Genomic DNA, 20,952 nt, shown 5'->3' with positions numbered 1-20,952 from the left:
AGGGGTAGGGGTACGGGATTCGGTGTTTCTCGGGGGTGTGAAGGGGCGGCCGGGCGGCGCGCTCAGCCGGTCAGCCGTTCCATCAGGGCCAGTGCCTCGACGATCTTCTGCCGCTCGTCCTCGGTGAACCGTTCGTCCAGGGCCCGGGTCAGCCACTCGGCGCGGATCTGCCGGTTGCCCTCGATGCGCTCCCGGCCGCTCTCGGTCAGGGTGACGAGCTGGCGGCGGCCGTCGGACGGGTCCGGAGCGCGCCGGATCAGCCCGTGCCGCTCCAGGGCGGCGAGGGTCGCGGCCATCGACTGCGGACGGACGCCCTCGGCGGCCGCCAGCGCGCTGGCCGTGGCCGCTCCGTGCTTGCCGACCAGGGTGAGCGCGGAGACCTGGGACGGCGTGAGGTCGTCCTCCTGCGCGACCTCGCGAATACGGCGCCGCAGGCGGCTGAACACCACCCGCAGATCGCGCGCCGCGCGCCCAGCGGAGGCGGAGACGCCCTCGGGCGCCTCGGTGGGCTTCTGGTCCATGCCGTCACCGTAGAACCTTCAACCGAAACTTTCCAGTTGGAACTGAACAGCCTTACCTGAAGATTACCGGGGGCCGCAGGCCGCGGGCCGCCCGGGGGCGCGCGGGAGGCCGCCGCCGTGCTTCCCGGGACGGCTCCCGCAGTACGCTGGCCCCGTGCGCCTGCTCCTCATGTCGGACACCCATCTGCCCAAGCGGGCCAAGGAACTCCCGGAGCCGCTGCTCGCCGAACTCCCGCGCGCCGACGTCGTCCTGCACGCCGGGGACTGGGTCGACACCGCCACCCTGGACCTGCTGGAGAGCCGCAGCCGCCGGCTGATCGGCGTCCACGGCAACAACGACGGCCCCGAACTGCGCGCCCGCCTGCCCGAGGTGGCCCGCGCCGACCTCGACGGCGTGCGCTTCGGCGTCGTCCACGAGACCGGGCCGGCCCAGGGCCGCGAGGCGCGCTGCGCCGCCCGCTTCCCCGACCTCGACGTGCTGGTGTTCGGCCACAGCCACATCCCCTGGGACACCACCGCACCCACCGGGCTGCGGCTGCTCAACCCCGGCTCCCCGACCGACCGGCGCCGCCAGCCGCACTGCACCTACATGACCGCCGCCCTCGCCGACGGCCGTCTCACCGAGGTCCGGCTGCACCGGCTGCCGCAGCGCCGGACGCGGTGACGGCGCGGGACCTCCCGAAACGGCGGAAGGGCGGCCCCGTCGGGGGCCGCCCCAGAGTCACTCTTCCCTTTCTCGGTTCCGACTTCTCGGCGAGATCCGGGCCGCTCCGTGCGCGGAAGCAGCCCGGAAGCTGCGAGTATGCGCTGTCACGGACCTCCTTCCAGCGGAGATGTGCCGCACATGTGCTGCGGAGGCGTGCATGCCTCATCCGTTGCAGGCCCGCCTACCCCTTCCTACGTCCCTGAACCACCCGATTCCGGGAATCGGGAAAAAATCCGGACCACTTGCGTCACACCGGGCACTCCGGCACGGTCACTCCCAGCGGCCCCAGGGAAGACAGACGGCCCGGCCGCTCAACCGCGCCGCAGCCGCCGTACGCCCACGACCAGCAGCGCGACCACCACGGCCGCCCCGACCGCCGCGGCGGCCCTCCTGGCCACCGGCACCCCGGCGACGCGCAGCAGATCGATCGGCTCCGACTCGCCGCCGAAGCCCGCCTCGAGACCGCCGGGACCGCCCGGGCCGCCGGGACCGCTGGAGCCGGCCGGACCGCGTGCCGCCGCGCCGTCGCCGGTGTCGCCCGCCGCCGGGACCGTGACGGGCTTCGGCTCGGGACGCACGACCGGAGTGGGCTCGGGGCACGTCGCGGTGGGCGTCGCCGTCCCCGCCGGGGGCGCCGTCCCGGCCAGCCGCCGCGACAGGCAGTCGGCGAACTGCCCCACCAGCCGGTCGCCGACTTCCGCCAGCACCCCCCGCCCGAACTGCGCCGGGCGGCCGGTCACCGTCAGATCGGTCAGCACCGACACGGCCGTACCGCCGTCGCGCTCCTCCAGGACGCCCGTCACGGTGGCCCGCGCGGTGCCCTGGCCGCGTGTCTCCCGGCCGTTCGCCGCCAGCACCATGCGGTGCGCGGCCTCGTCCTGCTCCTCGAAGACCGCCGTCCCCTTGTACGTCACGGTGATCGGACCCAGCTTCACCTTCACCGACCCGGTCACGGTCTTGCCGTCGTAGTCCTCCACGGTCGCCCCGGGCAGGCACGGGGCGATCCGTTCGATGTCGAGGAGCGCCCGCCAGGCGTCGTCGACCGGGACGGGAACGGTGAACTCGTGGCGCAGTTCCATGGACTTCCTCCTCGCCGTCAGGCGGTCGAACGGTCAGCGGCCCGGTGGGGGAACGGTTGGTGGTCGGTGTCGGGGGCGGTGTCGGGGGAGGGTGGTTGGCGGTCGGACGGGCGGGCGGTCAGGCGGAGCGGACCGCGTGGATGGCGCCGCCGGTCGCGGTGAGCGGCATGCCCGTGCCGCCCCAGCGCAGCGAGATGATCTCGGCCGCGACGGACACGGCCACCTCCTCGGGGGTGCGGGCGCCCAGGTCGAGACCGACCGGCGAGCGCAGCCGGACCAGTTCGGCCTCGGTCAGACCGGCGTCGAGCAGCCGTTCGCGCCGCTCGTCGTGGGTACGGCGGCTGCCCATCGCGCCGATGTAGGCGGCCGGGCGGCGCAGCGCCTCCTCCAGCAGCGGCACGTCGAACTTCGGGTCGTGGGTGAGGACGCAGATCACCGTGCGCGCGTCGGTGTCCGTGCCGCGCAGATAGCGGTGCGGCCAGTCCACGACGACCTCCACCGCGTCGGGGAACCGTTTCGGCGTGGCGAACACCGGGCGGGCGTCGCACACCGTCACCCGGTAGCCGAGGAAGGCGCCGATCCGGGCGACCGCCGCCGCGTAGTCGATCGCGCCGAACACCAGCATCCGCGGCGGCGGGGCGAAGGAGTGCAGGAACACGGCGACGGCGTCCTCGCGGCGCTCGCCGTGCGCCCCGTAGTGCCGCGTCCCGGTGGCGCCCAGGGCCAGTTCGCCGCGGGCGTCGGCGGTGACCGCCACGTCCAGGCCGGGCGTCCCGAGCGTGCCCGTCACCGTCCCGGGCCACACGGCGAGCGTCGCGCCGCGCGGCGCGGGACCGTCGACCACGGTCGCGACGGTGACCGGTTCCCCGGCGGCCACCGACGCCGCGACCGCCCCGAACGCCGGGTCGGTCGCGGGCGTCACGGGCCTGACCAGCACACTGATCTCGCCGCCGCAGGTGAGACCCACCGCGAAGGCGTCCTCGTCGCTGTACCCGAAGGTCGCAAGGCGCGCCTCGCCGCTCGCCATGACCTCCTGCGCCAGCTCGAAGACCGCGCCCTCCACGCACCCCCCGGACACGCTGCCCACCACCTCGTCGTCCGGGCCGACCGCCATCGCCGCGCCGGGGTCGCGCGGCGCGCTGCGGCTCACCGAGACGACGGTGGCCAGTGCGAAGGGCGCCCGCGCCGCGTACCAGCGTCCGAGCGCCGGAAGAATGTCACGCACGCTCCACTCCTTCCCGCCCGGCGTCCCCAGGGCGCCCGGCCCGCCCCGGGCCCGCACGGCCCGGACCGTCACTCGACATCCGTACCTCCCGACCCGCCGTCCCTACCGCGTCCCTGCCCGCCGTCCCCGCCGCCGGCCCCGTCGGTCCCGCCGTCCCCGTCGTCTCCGCCCGCCCCGCCGCATCCATCGGTCCGGCTGCCGCGCCGCGATCCGCCGCCGCCTCTACCGCGCCCCCGGCCGCCGTCCCCGCCGCCCCTGTCGTCTCCGCCTGCCCCGCTGCGCCCGGCGGTTCGGCTCCCGCGTCCCTCGGTCCGGCTCCCGCGCCGCGATCCGCCGCCGGCCCCGCCACCCCCGCCGGCTCCGTCCGTCCCGCGCCGCCGCCCGCTGCCGTGCCTGCCGTGCCCGCCGCCCCCGCTGTCCCCGTCCGCCCCGCGCCGCCGCCCGCTGCCTTGCCCGCCGTGCCCGCCGGACCCGGACCCGCCACGCCGGCCGTCGCCCGGGCGGCCGTCGTCCGGGCGGCCGTCGTCCGGGTCTCCTCCGTCTCCGCGCCCCGCACCACCGCCGCCAGCCGTTCCAGCGCGGCCAGGCTGTGGCCCTCGACGAACGCGTCCACGCTCGGCAGGGCCGCCGCCATCCCGGCGGCCAGCGGGGCGTAACCGGGGCGCGCCTTGCGCGGGTTGGCCCACACCACCCGGTGCGCCAGCCGGTGCAGCCGCCGCATCTGATCCGCGAGCAGCCGCGGATCGCCGCGCTCCCAGCCGTCCGACAGCAGTACGACGACCGCTCCGCGCGCCATGCCCCGCTGCCCCCACCGGTCCAGGAACGCGCGCAGCAGCTCGCCCAGCCGGGTGCCCCCGCGCCAGTCGGGCACGGCCTCGGCCACGGCCGCCATCGCCAGGTCCGGGTCCCGGTGGGACAGCTCCCGCGTCACCCGGGTCAGCCGGGTGCCGATGGTGAACACCTCCGTGCGCCGCCCCCGCACCGCCGCGTGCGCGAACCGCAGCAGCGCGTCGGCGTACGGCGCCATGGAGCCGCTGACGTCCGCCAGCAGCACCACCCGCCGAGGCCGCTGCGTGCGCGCGTGCCGGCGCAGCAGCGCGGGCTCCCCGCCGCGCCGCAGCAGCTCCCGCACGGTGCGGTGCGGATCGACGGCCCCGCGCCGGGCGGGCCGCCGCCGTGCGCTGCGCCGCGCCTCGCCGCGCAGCGCGAACGCCGCCAGCAGCCGCCGTACCTGCGCCCGCTCGGCCGCGTCGAGCCCGGCCACGTCACGGTGGCGCAGCACCTCGGCCGAGCTGGCGAGGGAGGCCACCGCAGGCCCCCGCCGCTCCTCGTCCCGGCCACCGCCGAGCGCGCCGTCGGGCGCCTCCCGCACCACCGGGCGCAGCCGCGGCCGGGGCGGGGTCCGCACCGGCCGGACGCGCGGCCCTCCCGCACCGAAGTACGCGGCGAACACCCGCTCGTAGCGCTCCAGGTCGTCCCGGTCCCCGCACAGCGTCAGCCGCCCCGCCCAGTACACGTCGGCCCGCATGCCCGGCCGCAGCACGGCCACCGCGCGCAGGAAGGCGTGCACCCGCTCGGCGCTCACCGCGACCCCGGCCGCCCGCAGCGCCCGCGCGAAACCGACCAGCACCGCGTCGGCCCCCGACGGGGCCGCGCCGCCGGCCGTCCGGGCGGGTGCGGAACCGAACACGTCCCTCACGCCTCCCGCCCGGCGAGGATCGCCGCGAAGTCCAGGCCCCGGGCCCGGTCCGTGTCCTCGCGGTACTTCAGGACCGCGCCGAGCGTGGCCACCGCCAGCTCCGCGTCCACCTCGTCCGCGCCGAGCGCGTCCAGGGCGCGCGCCCAGTCCAGGGTCTCGGCCACCCCCGGCGGCTTCAGCAGGTCCTCGGTACGCAGCGCCTGCACCAGCGCGGTCACCTGCTCGGCCAGCCGCGCCGACACCCCGGGCAGCCGCCGCCGCACGATGGCCAGTTCGCGGGCGAAGCCGGGATGGTCGAACCAGTGGTAGAGGCAGCGCCGCTTCAGCGCGTCGTGCACCTCCCGGGTGCGGTTGGAGGTCAGCACGACCACCGGAGGCACCTCGGCCCGCAGCGTGCCCAGCTCCGGGACCGTCACCTGGAACTCGGAGAGCACCTCCAGCAGGAACGCCTCGAACTCGTCGTCGGCGCGGTCGATCTCGTCCACCAGCAGCACCGACGGCTGTGTCTGGAGCGCGCGCAGCAGCGGCCGGGCGACCAGGAACCGCCGGTCGTACAGCTCGCGCTCCAGCCGCTCGGCGTCCTCGACCCCCACCGCCTCGGCGGCCCGCAGATGCAGCAGCTGACGCGGGAAGTCCCAGTCGTACAGCGCCTGGGAGGCGTCGATGCCCTCGTGGCACTGGAGCCGGATCAGCGGCGCGTCCAGCGCCTCGGCGAGGGCGGCGGCGAGCGCGGTCTTGCCCACGCCCGCGTCGCCCTCGCAGAAGACGGGCCGGTGCAGCCTGAGCGCCAGGAAGCAGGCGACGGCCAGCCCGTCGTCCACGAGGTACCCGGTCTCCTCCAGACGGGCGCGGACCTGCTCGGGGCTGTCGACGGCGGTGATCGGCGCTCACCCCGTCCCGGCGGCGGCCAGGACCGCCCGCTCGGTCAGCACCCGCGCCAGGTGCGCCCGGTACTCGGGCGAGGCTGAGGCGTCCCGCGAGGGCCGGGTGCCCTCGGCCGCCGACCCGGCGGCCCGGGCCACGGCCCCGGGGTCCGCCGCCCCGGCCAGCGCCTGTTCGGCCGCCGTGGCCCGCAGCGGGGTCGGGCCCATGTTCGTCAGCCCGATCCGCGCCTCGGCGATCCGCCCGTCCGCGCGCCGCACCAGCGCGGCCACCCCGACCATCGCCCAGGACTGGGAGACCCGGTGGAACTTCTCGTACCGGAAGCCCCAGCCCTCCCGTTCGGGCACCCGCACCTCCACCAGCAGCTCGTCGGGGGCCAGCGCGGTCTGGAGGTAGTCGGCGAAGAACTCGCCCGCCGGGACGCTACGCCGACCGCCGGGTCCCACGGCGACCAGTTCGGCGTCCAGGGCGAGCGCCACCGCGGGCAGGTCGCCGGCCGGATCGGCGTGGGCGAGGGAACCGCCGAGGGTGCCCCGGTGCCGTACGGCAGGGTCGGCCACCGTCTCGGTGGCCTGCGCCAGCAGTCCCGCGTACCGCCGCACCAGCGGATCGTGGACCACGTCGTGGTGGGTGGTCAGCGCGCCGATCACCAGCGTGTCGCCGTCCTCGCGCACCCCGCGCAGACCGGGGATCCGCCCCACGTCCACGACGAGTTCGGGGAAGGCCAGCCGCAGCCGCAGCAACGGCAACAGACTCTGCCCGCCGGCCAGCACCTTCGCCTCCTCGCCCGCCTCGGCGAGGACGCGCACGGCCTCCTCCAGGGTGTCGGGCCGGACGTAGTCGAACGCGGGGGGAATCACTGCGCGGCCTCCTTCTGTGCCGGCCGGCCGGACCCGGCGGCCCGGACGGCCTCCCAGACCCGTTCCGGCGTGCACGGCATCCGTACGTCGGTCACCCCGAACGGGCGCAGCGCGTCCACGATCGCGTTGACCACGGCGGGCGTGGACGCGATCGTGCCCGCCTCGCCGACGCCCTTGGCGCCGAGCGGGTTGGACGTGGCGGGCGTCTCGGTGCGGTCGGTGGTGAACTCGGGCAGGTCCGCCGCCGACGGCACCAGGTAGTCGGCCATCGTGCCGGACACCAGGTTGCCCTCCGCGTCGTAGACCGCCTCCTCGAACAGCGCCTGCGCGATGCCCTGGGCGAGACCGCCGTGCACCTGCCCCTCGACGATCATCGGGTTGATCACCCGGCCCACGTCGTCCACGCACACGTAGGACCGGATGCGGGTCTGCCCGGTCTCGGTGTCGACCTCGACCGCGCACAGATGGGTGCCGTGCGGGTAGGAGAAGTTCTCCGGGTCGAGCACATGCCCGGCGTTCAGCGTGGGCTCCATGCCGTCGGGCACGTCGTGCGAGGTGAACGTCTCGAAGGCGACCTCCTGGATGGTGCGCCGCGCCTCCGGCGAGCCCTTCACCGAGAACACGCCGCCCTTGAACTCCAGGTCGTCCTCACTGGCCTCCAGCAGATGCGCGGCCACCTTGCGCGCCCGGTCCACCACCTTCTCGGCCGCCCGGTGCACCGCCGCGCCGCCCACGACCAGGGACCGCGAGCCGTAGGTGTCCATGCCCTGCGGGGCGACCAGCGTGTCGCCGTGCACCACCTCGACGTCCTCGAACGGCACGCCGAGCACGTCCGCGGCGATCTGGCTCCAGCACGTCACATGCCCCTGCCCGTGCGGGCTGGTGCCGGTGACCACCTCGACCTTCCCGGTGGGCAGCATCCGGATGCTCGCCGCCTCCCAGCCGCCGGCCGAGTACCGGAGGTCCCGCAGCACCCGGCTCGGCGCGAGCCCGCACATCTCCGTGTACGTCGACACGCCGATGCCCAGGCGTACGGCGTCCCCGCGCTCGTTGCGCTCGCGCTGCTCGGCGCGCAGCGCGTCGTAGCCGAACAGGGCGAGCGCCTTGTCGGTGGCGGCCTCGTAGTTCCCGCTGTCGTAGGTCAGGCCCGCGATCGAGGTGTACGGGAACTCCTCGTGCCGGATCCAGTTGCGCCGCCGCACCTCCACCGGGTCCAGGCCCAGCTCGGCGGCCAGCTCGTCCATGATCCGCTCGATGGCGAAGGTGGCCTCGGGGCGGCCGGCGCCGCGGTAGGCGTCGGTGGGGGTGCGGGTGGTGAACACGCCGGTGCAGGCGAACTCGTAGGAGTCCATCTTGTAGATCGCCGGGTACATGAACGCGCCCAGGATCGGGATGCCCGGCGTGACCAGCATCAGATAGGCGCCCATGTCGGCCAGCAGGTCCACCTTGAGGCCGAGCAGCCGGCCCTCGCGGGTGGCGGCGATCCGGACGTCCTGGATCATGCCGCGGCCGTGGTGGGTGGCGAGGTAGCCCTCGGAGCGCGACTCGGTCCACTTCACCGGCCGGCCGAGCCTGCGCGCGACCGCCAGGGCGACCGCCTCCTCGCCGTACACCTGGAGCTTGGAGCCGAAGCCGCCGCCCACGTCGGGGGCGACGACCCGCAGCTTCTGCTCGGGCACCCCGCACACCACCGAGAGCATGATCCGCAGGATGTGCGGGATCTGCGTCGCCGAGTACACCGTGTACTCGCCGGAGGCGGCGAGCGGGGTGACGACGACCGCGCGCGGCTCCATCGCGTTCGGGATGAGCCGCTGCTGCACATAGCGCCGTTCGAGGACCACGTCGGCGCGCTCCCGGACCGCGGCGAAGTCCTCGCCCGCCTTCAGCGGCCAGTCGTAGGCGCGGTTGGTGCCCTTGTCGGCGTGGACCAGCGGGGCGTCCTCGGCGAGCGCGGCCTCCAGGTCCAGCACGGGCGGCAGCGGCTCGTAGTCGACCTCGATCGCCTCCAGCGCGTCGGCGGCCGCGTACCGGTCGCGGGCCACCACGACCGCGACCGGGTCGCCCGCGTGCCGCACCTCGTCCACGGCCAGCGGCGGATGGTCCGGCAGCACCATGTCCTCGGTGACCGGCCAGGCGCACGGCAGCGGGCCCAGCGCGTCGGCGAGGTCGCGGCCGGTGAACGCGGCGACGACGCCGGGGCGTTCCAGGGCGGGGGAGACGTCCACGCGCTCGATGCGGGCGTGCGCCATCGGACTGCGCAGGAAGGCCAGGTGCAGCAGACCGGTGACGGAGATGTTGTCGGTCCAGTTGGTCTGCCCGGTGATCAGCCGGGCGTCCTCCTTGCGCAGCCGGGCCCGGCCGACCTCGCCCCCGGCTTCCTCGGCTGCGTGGACGGCCTGGTCGGTCATGCCGTCACCTCCTGCCCGGACGCGGTCCGCCGGCCGCTCGCGCCGTCGCCGGCGGCGGAGTCCTGTCCGGCGGTCTCCCCGGTGGTCTCCTCGGCGGCGGCGAGCACCGCGCGGACGATGTTCTGGTAGCCGGTGCACCGGCACAGATTGCCTTCGAGCGCCTGGCGCACCTCGCCGGAGGTGGGGTGCGGGTTCTCGCGCAGCAGATCGCGGGCGGCCATGATCATGCCGGGGGTGCAGTAGCCGCACTGGAGCGCGTGCCGCTCGTGGAACGCGCGCTGCAGCGGCGTCCACGCACCGTCGCGGGCCAGCCCCTGCACGGTGGTCACCTCGCCGCCGTCCGCCTGGACCGCGAGCACCGTGCAGCTCTTGACGCTCATGCCGTCCAGCTCGACCGTGCACGCCCCGCAGTTGGAGGTGTCGCAGCCGACCGGGGTGCCGGTCAGGCCGAGCCGGTCGCGCAGATAGTGGACCAGCAGGAGACGGGGTTCCACCTCGTCCTCGTAGACCGTGCCGTCCACCGTGACCGAGATATGGGTCATGTGCCCTCCAGGGACCGTCCGGGCGTGCATGAGGGAAATCAGCGACCGGTGTGGTGTAGGTCACTCTATGACCGAGCCCGGGGCGCGGCGAGTGGTGTGACGGGGTCTGTTCCGGGGCGGGCAGACGCATCGAAAGTTTCGGTGGTAAGTCGGCAAGGGGTCGGCGGCCAGAGGTGGGCGTCTCGGTGGCTTCCCGTCCGGCAGATGGACGGGGGAATCGCTCGACGCGGAGCCCTTGACCTCGATGAGCGGGGGCCTCTACATTCCCCGAGTCATTCGTATTCATGACGACTGTTCACATACATGACCATCGGCCGGTGAAGCGCATCGAAACTTTCGAACCCCCGGATCACAAGAAGGTCTGCCCATGCACTGGCTCGACTGGGCCGCCGTCGGCGGCTACTTCGTGGTGATGCTCCTCATCGGCGTCTGGTCGCACCGGCGCGTGCGCGACGTCTCCGACTACTTCACCGGCGGCGGCCGCATGCCCTGGTGGCTGACCGGCGTCTCGCACCACATGTCCGGCTACAGCGCCGCCGTCTTCGTCGCCTACGCCGCCGTCGCCTACACCTACGGCATCACCGTCTACGTCTGGGCCTTCCTGCCGCTCGCCCTCGGCACCGGCCTCGGCGCCTGGCTGTTCGCGCCCCGCTGGAACCGGCTGCGGCGGCGCTACCGGGTCGCCTCCCCGCTGGAGTACCTGGCGCGCCGCTACGACGTCCCCACCCAGCAGGCGCTCGCCTGGAGCGGCGCCCTGCTCAAGGTGTTCGACGTGGCCGCCAAATGGGCCTCCGTCGCCGTGCTGCTCAAGGTCTTCACAGGTATGCCGATGGCGGACGGCATCCTGCTGACCGGCGTCGTCACCCTGCTGTACTGCACGGTCGGCGGCCTGTGGGCGGACGCGCTCACCGAGTTCGGGCAGTTCCTCATCCAGGGCGTGGCCGCGCTGTCGATGATGTGGGTGGTCCTCGACCGGCTCGGCGGCCCCTCCGGCCTCGGCACCCTGTGGCGCCGGCTCCCCACCGGGCACACCGACCCCCTCGTCGGCCCCTACACCGCCGGGTTCCTCACCGCGTACGTCATCGTGAAGATCTTCGAGTACAACGGCGGCATGTGGAACCTGGCCCAGCGCTACATGGCCACCGACTCCCCGCGGGCCGCCCGCCGTTCGGCGGTGCTGTCGGCCGCCCTCTACCTCGTCTGGCCCGCCGTGCTGCTGCTGCCCGCCGTCGCCGCGCCGGTGCTCATGCCGCACGTCGCCGACCCGCAGCAGACGTACGCCCTGATGGCGCAGTCCTACCTGCCGGCCGGGCTGGTGGGCCTCACGCTGGCCGGGATGTTCTCCCACACCATGGCCATGGCCTCCTCCGACGCCAACGCCATCTCCGCGGTCGTCACCCGTGACATCCTGCCCGCCCTCCTGCCCTCCTTCCGGGGCGCGAGCACCCGGCGGGGCCTGCTGACGGCGCGCGTGGTCACGGTCGTCTTCATCACCGTCTCCATGGCCGTCGCCGTCGAGGCCGACCACTTCGGCGGGGTCCTCGGGATCATCGTCGGCATGGTCGCGGCGGTGATGGGCCCGATCTCCATCCCGATGCTGCTCGGCCTGCTCCCCGCCTTCCGCCGCTGCGGCCCCCGGGCGGCGCTCACCTCCTGGGCGCTCGGTCTCGGCGGCTACTTCCTCGTCAAGTACGGCCTGGACGGGGCCTCCCAGACCACCGTGGTCGTCACCCCGCTGGTCACCTCGCTCGTCGTCTACACCGGCCTCGGCCTGCTGCTGCCGGAACCCGACGAGCGGGCCGACGCCGTCGTCGCGGCGGTCTCCGGCCCGGAGCCGGGCCCGGAGCCGACCGCCCCGCACCCGGCCGCGGAACAGGCCTGAGACCGCGCGGACCGCCTGGGTACCGGACCGACCCGACCGGCCGCCCACCGCACACACCCCGCACCCCGCACGCGAGACAGAGACCGAGACCGGCGCGACGGAGGCACACCCCGTATGGAACGACGTACGCGACGCGAACGACGACGGACGAAACGAGCGCCCGCGCTGGTGGGCCTCGCGGCCGCGCTGGCCGCCGCCACGGCGGGCTGCGCCGCGCACCCGGCGCCGGGCGCCCACGACGGCGGAGCGCCCGCCGCCCCGCATCCCGCCGCCCCGACGGCGGCGACCGCGAACGGCCACTGGGTCGACACCTGGACGTCGATGCCCCAACTGACCGAGCCCGGCAACATGCCGCCCGCGCCCTTCACCGGCACGGACCACGTGTTCCGGAACGCCACCCTGCGCCAGACCGTGCACGTCGGCGTGGGCGGCCGGCAGGTGCGGCTGCGCCTGTCCAACGCGTTCGGCGGCGCCGACCTGCCCGTCACCGAGGTGTCCGTGGCCCGGCCGGCCGGCGGGAAGGCGGGCACCGGCGCGATCGTGCCCGGCAGCGCCCGCCCGGTCGCCTTCGGCGGGCAGCGGGGCTTCGTCGTCCCGCAGGGCGCGCAGGCGGTCAGCGACCCGATCGACCTCGACCTGCGCCCGGGCGCCGACCTGACCGTGACCCTCTACCTCGCCGACGGCCAGGCCTCCACCGCCCTCACCTCGCACCCCGGGTCCCGTACGACGTCCTACATGGCCGTCGGCGACCACGTGAACGACACGGACCTGACCGGAGCGGTCACCGCCGACCACTGGTACTTCCTCAGCGGCCTGGAGGTGTGGTCAAAGCGCAGCGCGTCCGCCGCCGTCGTGCTCGGCGACTCGCTCAGCGACGGCCGCGGCTCCACCACCAACGGCAACGACCGCTGGCCGGACCGGCTCCAGGAGCGGCTGCGCGCCCGCCCCGCCACGGCCGACATCGCGGTCGTCAACCAGGCGGCGGGCGGCAACCGCGTTCTGCACGACGGCCTCGGCCCCAACGCCCTGGCCCGCCTGGACCGCGACGTGCTCGCGCAGAGCGGCGTGGACCGGCTCATCGTCTTCGAGGGCGTCAACGACATCGGCACGGCGGGTACGACACCGGCGGCGTCCCGGCGGATCGCGGCCGACCTCGTCGGCGCCTACCGGCAGATCGTCACCCGCGTCCACGCCCGCGGCATCCGCGTCTACGGGGCCACCCTCACCCCCTTCGGGGGCAACGTGTACGACGATCCGGCCGGCGCGCACGAGGCGGCCCGGCAGACGGTCAACCGGTGGATCCGCACCGGCGGATGGTTCGACGCCGTCATCGACCTCGACCGGGCGGCCCGCGACCCGGACGACCCGCGCCGGCTGCTCCCGGCGTACGACACCGGCGACCACCTCCACCTCGACCCCAACGGCTACCGCGCCCTCGCGAACGCGGTGCCCCTCGGGCTGTTCGAGGAGGGGGCGCGATAGGGAGGAGGGGGCGCGGCGGGAGGTCCGAAACGGCATCCGTACGCCGCGCCCCCGCCGGGGCCGACGGCATCCGTGCGCCGCGCTCCCGGCGGCCGGGGCCGACGGCGTCCGCGCGCCGCGCTCCCGCCGGGACGGGACGGGACGTCGGACCGACCCAGGTGCTGGACGGTCCCAGAGCATCGGACGGTCCCGGAGCGCCGGACCGTCCCGGGCGTCAGACCGTCCCGGCCAGTTCCTCGATCGCCGCCAGCACCGGCGCGACGCCGTCCTCCGCGCGGATGCGGACGCCCAGCGCCTCGGCCCGCTCCCGGTGGACCGGGTGGCGGGTGGCCCGTACGAGCGCGGCGGCCAGTGTCTCGGCGGTCAGCCGGCGCAGCGGCACGGCGCACGGGGCCACCCCCAGCCGCACCAGCCGGTCGGCCCAGAAGCCCTCGTCGAACTGGACCGGCAGGGGCACCGCGGGCACCCCGGCGCGCAGCCCGGCCGCCGTCGTGCCCGCCCCCGCGTGGTGGACGACGGCGGCCATGCGCGGGAACAGCGCCGAGTGCGGCGCCTCGCCGATGGTCAGTATGTCGTCGCCGGCCGCGGCCAGCCCGCCCCACCCGCGCTGCACCACCCCGCGCAGCCCGGCCCGGCGCAGCGCGCGCACGATGGTCCCGCTCAGCCGGCGCGGATCGGGCACGGTGGCGCTGCCGAGCCCGACGAAGACCGGCGGCGGCCCGGCGTCCAGGAACCGCAGCAGCTCCTCGGGCAGCGTCTCGTCCCGGTCGTAGGGCCACCAGTAGCCGCACACCTGGAGCCCGGACCGCCAGTCGCCCGGCCGGGGCACCACCAGCTCGCTGAAGCCGTGGTGCACCGGGCGGCGCAGCCCCGCGCGGATGTGCCAGGGCGTCGCGGCGCGGGCGGCGGGCAGCCCGAGCCGGGAGCGCACGGCGGGCACCGCCGCGGAGAAGACCCGGTCCACGGCGAGGTTCACGCCGTGCCCGGCCAGCCGGTTCGCCGCCGCCCCCCAGTGCCCGCCGCCCAGCAGCGGGGGCGCGAACTCGCGGGTGGGGGACAGGGGTTGCAGATGGGCGCCCATACTGGGTTTGCCCAGCGCCTCGGCGATGGCGTGCCCGACCGGCCCGAGCGATCCGGACAGCAGCAGGACGTCGTTCTTCTCGGCCGCCGCGACCAGGTCGTCGGTCATCTGCGCGAGGGCCGCCCGGGCCAGCCCTACGGCCCGGACCATCTTGCCCGCGCTGGTGGCGCTGCGGTGCAGGCCCCGGCCGCGCGAGGAGTCCAGCTCGGCCCGCGGATCGACCGGCAGCGCGCGGAAGCCGAGGCCCGCGCCCGCGACCAGCGGCTCGAAGCACGCGTGGGTGACCAGGGTGACCTCGTGGCCCGCGCGGGCCAGGCCGTGCCCCAGTCCGGTGAACGGGGCGACGTCGCCCCGGGAACCCGCCGTCATGATCGCTACGCGCACGTCGGCCAGTATGCGGGCGGGGCGGCCCGCCGCCCGTGAGCGACCCGTGGGATGTCGGCGCCGTCACCCGGCACGCCGGACCCGCACATGTCCGGGAGGGGCCCGCACGGCACACTCTGCCGGGGCGACGAGCGCCACACGCACCGCAGCGACGTGCGCACGGATGCCGGACACGACCGACCGCCTCGGCCGGCCGGGACAGGCGTACGCGTACGACGCCCCCGGCGTACGCGGTGATCGTCCTGCCCCCGGCCACGGGAGCCGTCCTCGGCCGGGAGGAGACCTGCACCCGCCTGGAGGAAACCGTCACCGCCGACCGGCCCGAGTCCGGCACGAAGGCCGGGGACGCCATGGCGTACAGCGCCGGGCTGCGCTGATCAGACGCCGAGCTGCCGGGCGGCGGCGGCCACGGTCTGCTCCAGCAGCGTGGCGATGGTCATCGGACCGACCCCGCCCGGCACCGGCGTGATCAGCGAGGCCCGCTCGGCGGCGGACTCGAAGTCCACGTCGCCGACGTTGCCCGGGTTGTAGCCGGCGTCGATGACGACCGCGCCCGGCTTGACGTCCCCGCCCTTGATCAGCCGCGGCCGGCCGACGGCGGCCACCACCACATCGGCCTCGCGGACCACGGCCGACAGGTCCCGGGTCCGCGAGTGGCAGTACGTCACCGTGGCGTCGCGGCCGAGCAGCAGCATGCCCACCGGCTTGCCGAGGATCGCGCTGCGGCCCACCACGACGGCCCGCTTGCCGGCCAGGTCCACGTCGTAGGCGTCCAGCAGCCGCAGGATGCCGCCGGGCGTGCAGGAGACGAACCCCGGCCCGCCGAAGCTCATCGTCGCGAAGGAGGCGAAGGTGACGCCGTCGACGTCCTTCTCCGGCGCGATGGCCTCGAACGCGGCCCGCTCGTCGATGTGTTCGCCGACCGGATGCTGGAGCAGGATGCCGTGCACGGCGGGGTCCTGTGAGAGCGTGCGCAGCGTGCCGACCAGTTCCTCGGTGGTGGTCTCGGCGGGCAACTCCACGTGGCGGGAGACGATGCCGGCCGTGCGGCACCGGTTCTGCTTCATCCGGACGTAGGTGACGGAGGCCGGGTCCGCGCCGACCAGCACGGTCGCCAGACAGGGCGCGGTGCCGGTGCGGTCGGTGAGTTCTGCGGCGCGCCGCGCGGTCTGCTCGACGATGCGGCGGGCGAGCGCGGTGCCGTCCATGAGACGTGCCTGGGACATGGTCCACTCCGGGGCGTTCGACGGATCGCCCAGGCGCGCGGCTGTGACTCGACGGGGACCGCTCCCCGGTGGTGCTCCACCTCAACGCCAGTCACGGTCCCGGGCCAGCTTACGTCCTGCCGGACGCGGAACTCCTCCGGGTTTCCCGACGAGTACGGCCCCTCCGCTCGCCGGCTGCCGGTCGCCGGTCCCGGCGCGGCACCACCGGGGTCCTGTGCCACCGCAGTGGGCCGGCTCACCTGCGCCGCCCCCGCCGTACGCATCCCGAGCGGGCGCGTACGCGGGCGCGGGGCCGGGCCGCTCGCAGCAGGGAGCGGAGGAGGGCGGTGGCGGCGATGCGGCTCGCCGTCGTGACCGGGCGGGGCGGGCCGGGGGCCGGGGCGCGGGAGTGGCCGAGGCCCGCGCGGGCCGAGAAGGTCCAGGTCAGCCGGGAGCTGACCTGGAACGACGCGGACCGCCTCCCTACTCGTCCCATGCCTGGATCATGATCTGCTCGCTGATCTTGCCGTCCCGCAGCGCGATCATGGACTCGGCCAGGACGCGCACGCCGTCCGGATACCGGCAGGACTCCAGGAACGCGGCGCGGTCGCCCTGGACGACGCAGTGCTCCAGCGCGTGCGTCATGTCCCGGCCGTAGACGTCCTCGAGCATGGCGCCGATCTCGTCCCGGCCGCGCAGGACCTTGGGCCGGCTCGGCTGGGCTTCGCGGTCCACGATGCGCACCTCCGCGTCGTCCGCGTAGAGCGACAGCAGGGTGGACGCCGTGTGCTCCTCGATGCCGCGGCGCAGTGTGTCGGTGTCGAAAGCGGGGCTTGCCATGGTGACCTCCTGCGAGGTCCGGGGCCCGGACCGGAGGGGCCGCGACGGGCCTCACCTCCGAGCGTCCTCCGCCCCGCCGGGCTCGGCAAGCGCAGCCGTACGGCGGGGAGGCGCGCGGCGGGGAGGGCGGCGGGGGAGGGGACATCGGCCGGGTCTCGTGCCGTAGTCGATCAGCGGCGCGTAGGGTCGGAAGGGACGGACATCCGGTCGACGGAAGGAACCACCATCATGGCGCAGGAAGTGCGCGGCGTGATCGCACCCGGGAAGAACGAGCCGGTACGGGTCGAGACGATCGTCGTGCCGGACCCCGGGCCCGGCGAGGCCGTGGTACGGGTCCAGGCCTGCGGCGTCTGCCACACCGACCTGCACTACAAGCAGGGCGGAATCAACGACGAGTTCCCCTTCCTCCTCGGCCACGAGGCGGCCGGCGTCGTGGAGTCGGTCGGCGAGGGCGTCACCGACGTCGCGCCCGGCGACTTCGTGATCCTCAACTGGCGTGCCGTGTGCGGCAAGTGCCGCGCCTGTCTGCGCGGCCGCCCCTGGTACTGCTTCGACACCCACAACGCGCGGCAGAAGATGACCCTCACCGACGGCACCGAGCTGTCCCCGGCCCTCGGGATCGGCGCGTTCGCCGAGAAGACGCTCGTGGCGGCCGGACAGTGCACCAAGGTCGACCCCGCCGTCTCCCCGGCCGTGGCCGGACTGCTGGGCTGCGGCGTGATGGCCGGCATCGGCGCGGCCATCAACACGGGCGGCGTCGGGCGCGGCGACTCGGTCGCCGTCATCGGCTGCGGCGGCGTCGGGGACGCGGCGATCGCCGGTGCGTACCTGGCGGGCGCGGCGAAGGTCATCGCCGTCGACATCGACGACCGCAAGCTGGAGACCGCCCGCACCATGGGCGCCACCCACACCGTCAACTCCAAGGACACCGACCCCGTCGAGGCGATCCGCGAACTCACCGGCGGCTTCGGCGCGGACGTCGTCATCGAGGCGGTCGGCCGTCCCGAGACGTACCGGCAGGCCTTCTACGCCCGCGATCTGGCCGGCACCGTCGTCCTGGTCGGCGTGCCGACCCCGGAGATGAAGCTCGAACTGCCGCTGCTGGACGTCTTCGGACGCGGCGGCTCCCTCAAGTCCAGCTGGTACGGCGACTGCCTGCCCTCGCGCGACTTCCCCATGCTCATCGACCTCCACCTCCAGGGCCGCCTGCCGCTGGACAAGTTCGTCACCGAGACCATCCGACTGGACGAGGTGGAGAAGGCGTTCGAGCGGATGCACCACGGCGACGTGCTGCGCTCGGTGGTGGTGCTGTGATGGCCGCCCGTATCGAACGCCTCGTCACCTCCGGCAAGTTCACCCTCGACGGCGGCTCCTGGGACGTCGACAACAACGTGTGGATCGTCGGCGACGACCACGAGGCCGTCGTCATCGACGCCGCCCACGACGCCGAGGCGATCGCCGAGGCGGTGGGGGACCGGCGGCTGACCGCGATCGTGTGCACCCACGCGCACAACGACCACATCGACGCCGCGCCCGCCCTCGCCGACCGCACCGGCGCGAAGATCTGGCTGCACCGCGACGACCTGCCGCTGTGGCGGATGACCCACCCGGACCGGGAGCCCGACGAGCACCTCGCCGACGGCCAGGTGATCGAGGCGGCCGGCGCCGACCTCACCGTCCTGCACACTCCCGGCCACGCCCCGGGCGCCGTCTGCCTGTACGACCCGGGTCTCGGCGCCGTCTTCACCGGCGACACCCTCTTCCAGGGCGGGCCCGGCGCCACCGGCCGTTCCTACTCGCACTTCCCGACGATCATCGACTCGATCCGCGACCGCCTGCTGACGCTGCCGCCCGAGACGAAGGTCCTCACCGGCCACGGCGACAGCACCACCATCGGCGCCGAGGCGCCCCACCTGGAGGAGTGGATCGCCCGCGGCCACTGAGCCGCGCGGGCACAGGGGGCAGGTACAGCGGAAGCGGGCACAGCGGGGCGGCGCTCACACCCGAAGCGCCGCCCCCTCTCGCACACCCGAAGCGCCGCCCCCGCACACCCGAAGCGCGACTCCCGGCACCCGGCCGCTCAGCCTCGCCCCGGCACCCGGCCGCCCCGCCCCGCACCCGGCCACCCCGCCCCGCCGCCTCCCGCACACCCGCCACGCGCCCCCGCGTCCACCACCGTCGCCCCGCCGCCCCGCCTCGGGCACCGGCACCGACGACCGCCCGCCCGCCGCGCGCCCCCGCGCCCGCCGTCACTCACCCGCTGCGGGCGGCCGCGCCCCCGGCAGCGACCAGCGGCCCGGATGGCCGGGCGGCAGCGCCAAGTCCTCCCGCACGGCCGTGTAGTAGCCCTCCCGCGCGGCCCGTTGCCGCGCCAACAGCCCCTGCCAGGCCTCCGGTTCGCGCCGCCCCTCGCGCAGGAACCGTTCCATCTCCATCGCCACCACGACCCACGCCCGGGCCTTCTCCACGACCCGCGGGCTGCCCAGCATGAGCAGCGCCTCGCCCGAGGGGTCCCGGGCGAGCGCGGCCTCGGTCAGCAGCGGTTCGGCCTCCGCCAGGGCCAGCGGATGCGGATGCGGGTCGTTGCCGAGATGCGAGGCGACCCGGTAGGCCAGCGTGACCGACTGCTTGAGCGTGCGCGCGTACTCGGTGTAGACGGCGAGCCGCCGTTCCTCCCAACGGGCCGTCCGCTCCCGCTGGAAGCGGGCCCGGTCGCTGCGCACGACCGCCAGATAGGAACCGAGCGCGCCGATCACCACACCGATGAGCGCGGGGAGTTGCTGCAAGAACGCCGACATGCGCCGCACGCTATCCGCCGCCGCGGACCACCGCGCACCCGGCCGTTGAACACCGCGCGCCCGCGCCTCCGAGCACCGCGCACCCGGCTGTTGAACATCGCGCGCCCGCGCCTCCGAGCACCGCGCGCCCGCGCCCGCCGGACGCCACGCACCCCCGCGCGCACGCCCGCGCCCGACCCGCCCGAATGTCACCGTTTCGTCTCGGCTCGCGGTCGCCCACAACCGCCGCCCGCCCACAGCTGTCTAGGTGTCCGAGAACCGCGGACACACGGAAGAACCCGATCGAGGGGGAAGGACAGCGCGCCCATGAGGCACATAGGCAGACGGGGAGTCGTGGTGCTCGGCGCCACCTCGCTGGTGGCGCCGCTCACACTCGCGCTCGGCGCCGCGCCGGCGCAGGCGGCGAGTTGCACGGCGAGCAAGGGGCCGTACCAGAAGCAGGTCGAGAAGTTCCTCGGCCGCCCGGTGGACGGCCGGCAGTCGGCCGCCGACTGCTCGGCGATCCGGGCCTTCCAGAACAAGCACGGCATCACGCCCGCCATCGGCTACGCGGGACCCGTCACCTGGGGCGTGATGGATCTCATGAACAAGCAGAAGGCCGTCGGGAAGAACCCGAACAAGGCCGGCAAGTGCCCGACGAACAAGGGCCGCATCGCCTGCGTCAACCTCACCCTCCAGCTGAGCTGGATCCAGGACGGCAAGAAGCTCGTGTACGGGCCGGTGCCCGTGCGCACCGGCCGCGACGGCTACGAGACCCGCACCGGCCTGAAGAAGGTCTACTGGCGTGACATCGACCACGTCTCGACCCTCTACGACGTCCGCATGCCCTACAGCCAGTTCTTCGACGGCGGGCAGGCCTTCCACTCGGTCGGGCTGAGCATGTGGAACCCGCCGGGCTCCCACGGCTGCGTCAACATGACCGCCAAGGACGCCAAGAAGTACTGGTCGCTGCTGAAGAAGGGCGACGACGTCTACGTGTACGGCCGCAAACCGGGAACGTGAGCCGGGGAGGGGAGCCTGGACCGCGGCCCGGAACGGGAGCCCGGGCCGGGCGGGTTGAGCCGGGCGGACGTGATGAGCAACACGGTCTGAAATGTCCGTATCGGTCGTACTTACTCACACCGCCTTCACGTCGTCCGGCATATGCTTCACAGCATGTCCACCACTGTTGAAACCGCCTCCGAGCGATCGGCTGCGGAGGTCAACGAGGAGATCCGTGCGCTGTGGCGCCGGTCGGGCGGGACACTGACCACCGAGCAGCGCGAGGTGTACCAGCGCCTCGTCCTGGAGTGGGCTCAGGCCGCTCCGCAGTCGGACCGCGCGGCCTGACCGCCGGCCGGCTCCCGGCACCGGACCCT

20 protein-coding genes, 1 pseudogene and 1 riboswitch are annotated in these 20,952 nt (G+C 74.7%); of the genes and pseudogenes, 8 read left to right on the top strand and 13 right to left on the bottom strand.

The window, feature by feature from the left end; genetic code table 11:
• Window positions 1–62 precede the first annotated feature (62 nt).
• Window positions 63–521, bottom strand: coding sequence for a MarR family winged helix-turn-helix transcriptional regulator (locus K7787_RS20430; protein WP_019983517.1), 459 nt, complete (start codon window positions 519–521; stop codon window positions 63–65).
• Between the two features lie 154 nt (window positions 522–675).
• Between K7787_RS20430 and K7787_RS20425 the strand changes: the two genes are divergently transcribed.
• A complete protein-coding gene (locus K7787_RS20425; protein ID WP_019983518.1) occupies window positions 676–1,185 on the top strand; it encodes a metallophosphoesterase family protein in 510 nt (169 codons plus the stop codon).
• A gap of 353 nt (window positions 1,186–1,538) precedes the next feature.
• Here the strand turns inward: K7787_RS20425 and K7787_RS20420 are convergent, their stop codons facing one another.
• The 7 genes and pseudogenes from K7787_RS20420 to K7787_RS20390 all read right to left on the bottom strand — a co-directional run bounded on the left by K7787_RS20420 (window position 1,539) and on the right by K7787_RS20390 (window position 9,922).
• Window positions 1,539–2,306 (bottom strand): SRPBCC family protein, encoded by a 768-nt coding sequence (locus tag K7787_RS20420; protein WP_223002467.1) that lies wholly within the window; start codon window positions 2,304–2,306, stop codon window positions 1,539–1,541.
• Window positions 2,307–2,424: 118 nt separating this feature from the next.
• Entirely contained in the window at window positions 2,425–3,531 is a 1,107-nt protein-coding gene (locus K7787_RS20415; protein WP_223002466.1) for an XdhC family protein, read from the bottom strand.
• Window positions 3,532–4,072: 541 nt separating this feature from the next.
• Window positions 4,073–5,221: pseudogene (locus K7787_RS20410) on the bottom strand (vWA domain-containing protein); the annotation flags it as partial.
• Between the two features lie 5 nt (window positions 5,222–5,226).
• On the bottom strand, window positions 5,227–6,111 hold the full coding sequence (locus tag K7787_RS20405; protein ID WP_223002485.1) for an AAA family ATPase: 885 nt from the start codon (window positions 6,109–6,111) through the stop codon (window positions 5,227–5,229).
• Window positions 6,112–6,117: 6 nt separating this feature from the next.
• Window positions 6,118–6,972, bottom strand: coding sequence for an FAD binding domain-containing protein (locus K7787_RS20400; RefSeq protein WP_223002465.1), 855 nt, complete (start codon window positions 6,970–6,972; stop codon window positions 6,118–6,120).
• Window positions 6,969–9,380, bottom strand: a complete 2,412-nt coding sequence (locus tag K7787_RS20395; protein WP_223002464.1) for a xanthine dehydrogenase family protein molybdopterin-binding subunit — start codon at window positions 9,378–9,380, stop codon at window positions 6,969–6,971. The genes K7787_RS20400 and K7787_RS20395 overlap by 4 nt, the downstream gene beginning before the upstream one ends.
• Window positions 9,377–9,922, bottom strand: a complete 546-nt coding sequence (locus K7787_RS20390) for a (2Fe-2S)-binding protein (protein ID WP_223002463.1) — start codon at window positions 9,920–9,922, stop codon at window positions 9,377–9,379. Before K7787_RS20390 ends, K7787_RS20395 begins: the two co-directional genes overlap by 4 nt.
• Before the next feature lie 367 nt (window positions 9,923–10,289).
• Here K7787_RS20390 and K7787_RS20385 point away from each other — a divergent pair, with 367 nt between their 5' ends.
• Window positions 10,290–11,804 (top strand): sodium:solute symporter family protein, encoded by a 1,515-nt coding sequence (locus K7787_RS20385; protein WP_223002462.1) that lies wholly within the window; start codon window positions 10,290–10,292, stop codon window positions 11,802–11,804.
• Between the two features lie 114 nt (window positions 11,805–11,918).
• Window positions 11,919–13,286 carry an SGNH/GDSL hydrolase family protein gene (locus tag K7787_RS20380; protein ID WP_247721111.1) on the top strand — a complete coding sequence of 456 codons (1,368 nt, stop codon included), beginning with the start codon at window positions 11,919–11,921 and terminating at the stop codon, window positions 13,284–13,286.
• Between the two features lie 214 nt (window positions 13,287–13,500).
• Here the strand turns inward: K7787_RS20380 and K7787_RS20375 are convergent, their stop codons facing one another.
• Entirely contained in the window at window positions 13,501–14,736 is a 1,236-nt protein-coding gene (locus K7787_RS20375; RefSeq protein WP_223002483.1) for a glycosyltransferase, read from the bottom strand.
• A gap of 248 nt (window positions 14,737–14,984) precedes the next feature.
• Between K7787_RS20375 and K7787_RS20370 the strand changes: the two genes are divergently transcribed.
• Window positions 14,985–15,128, top strand: a complete 144-nt coding sequence (locus tag K7787_RS20370; protein WP_223002461.1) for a hypothetical protein — start codon at window positions 14,985–14,987, stop codon at window positions 15,126–15,128.
• Here the strand turns inward: K7787_RS20370 and K7787_RS20365 are convergent, their stop codons facing one another.
• From K7787_RS20365 to K7787_RS20355, 3 genes are all read right to left on the bottom strand, one after another.
• Window positions 15,129–15,977, bottom strand: coding sequence for a bifunctional 5,10-methylenetetrahydrofolate dehydrogenase/5,10-methenyltetrahydrofolate cyclohydrolase (locus tag K7787_RS20365; RefSeq protein ID WP_223002460.1), 849 nt, complete (start codon window positions 15,975–15,977; stop codon window positions 15,129–15,131).
• A gap of 20 nt (window positions 15,978–15,997) precedes the next feature.
• A riboswitch (ZMP/ZTP riboswitch) is annotated at window positions 15,998–16,082 on the bottom strand.
• Window positions 16,083–16,212: 130 nt separating this feature from the next.
• A complete protein-coding gene (locus K7787_RS20360) occupies window positions 16,213–16,452 on the bottom strand; it encodes a hypothetical protein (RefSeq protein WP_223002459.1) in 240 nt (79 codons plus the stop codon).
• Entirely contained in the window at window positions 16,440–16,796 is a 357-nt protein-coding gene (locus tag K7787_RS20355) for a nuclear transport factor 2 family protein (RefSeq protein ID WP_164394469.1), read from the bottom strand. Before K7787_RS20355 ends, K7787_RS20360 begins: the two co-directional genes overlap by 13 nt.
• Window positions 16,797–17,024: 228 nt before the next feature.
• Here K7787_RS20355 and K7787_RS20350 point away from each other — a divergent pair, with 228 nt between their 5' ends.
• Both K7787_RS20350 and K7787_RS20345 read left to right on the top strand, forming a co-directional pair.
• On the top strand, window positions 17,025–18,110 hold the full coding sequence (locus K7787_RS20350) for an S-(hydroxymethyl)mycothiol dehydrogenase (protein ID WP_164394471.1): 1,086 nt from the start codon (window positions 17,025–17,027) through the stop codon (window positions 18,108–18,110).
• Window positions 18,110–18,739: an MBL fold metallo-hydrolase gene (locus K7787_RS20345; RefSeq protein WP_169438896.1), complete on the top strand. Its 630-nt coding sequence runs from the start codon at window positions 18,110–18,112 to the stop codon at window positions 18,737–18,739. The genes K7787_RS20350 and K7787_RS20345 overlap by 1 nt, the downstream gene beginning before the upstream one ends.
• 306 nt (window positions 18,740–19,045) lie before the next feature.
• Here the strand turns inward: K7787_RS20345 and K7787_RS20340 are convergent, their stop codons facing one another.
• A complete protein-coding gene (locus K7787_RS20340) occupies window positions 19,046–19,594 on the bottom strand; it encodes a hypothetical protein (protein ID WP_223002458.1) in 549 nt (182 codons plus the stop codon).
• A gap of 306 nt (window positions 19,595–19,900) precedes the next feature.
• On the opposite strand from K7787_RS20340, the gene K7787_RS20335 reads away from it, so the two are divergent.
• Both K7787_RS20335 and K7787_RS20330 read left to right on the top strand, forming a co-directional pair.
• Window positions 19,901–20,596: a L,D-transpeptidase family protein gene (locus K7787_RS20335; protein WP_223002457.1), complete on the top strand. Its 696-nt coding sequence runs from the start codon at window positions 19,901–19,903 to the stop codon at window positions 20,594–20,596.
• A 141-nt stretch (window positions 20,597–20,737) separates the two neighbouring features.
• Window positions 20,738–20,923, top strand: a complete 186-nt coding sequence (locus K7787_RS20330; RefSeq protein ID WP_019983535.1) for a hypothetical protein — start codon at window positions 20,738–20,740, stop codon at window positions 20,921–20,923.
• Window positions 20,924–20,952 lie beyond the last annotated feature (29 nt).

It is taken from the genome of Streptomyces sennicomposti, assembly GCF_019890635.1.
GTDB classification, from domain to species: Bacteria; Actinomycetota; Actinomycetes; order Streptomycetales; family Streptomycetaceae; genus Streptomyces; species Streptomyces sennicomposti.
The sequence above is the reverse complement of the archived record's forward strand: the minus strand, read 5'-3'. Positions and strand labels throughout refer to the sequence as shown.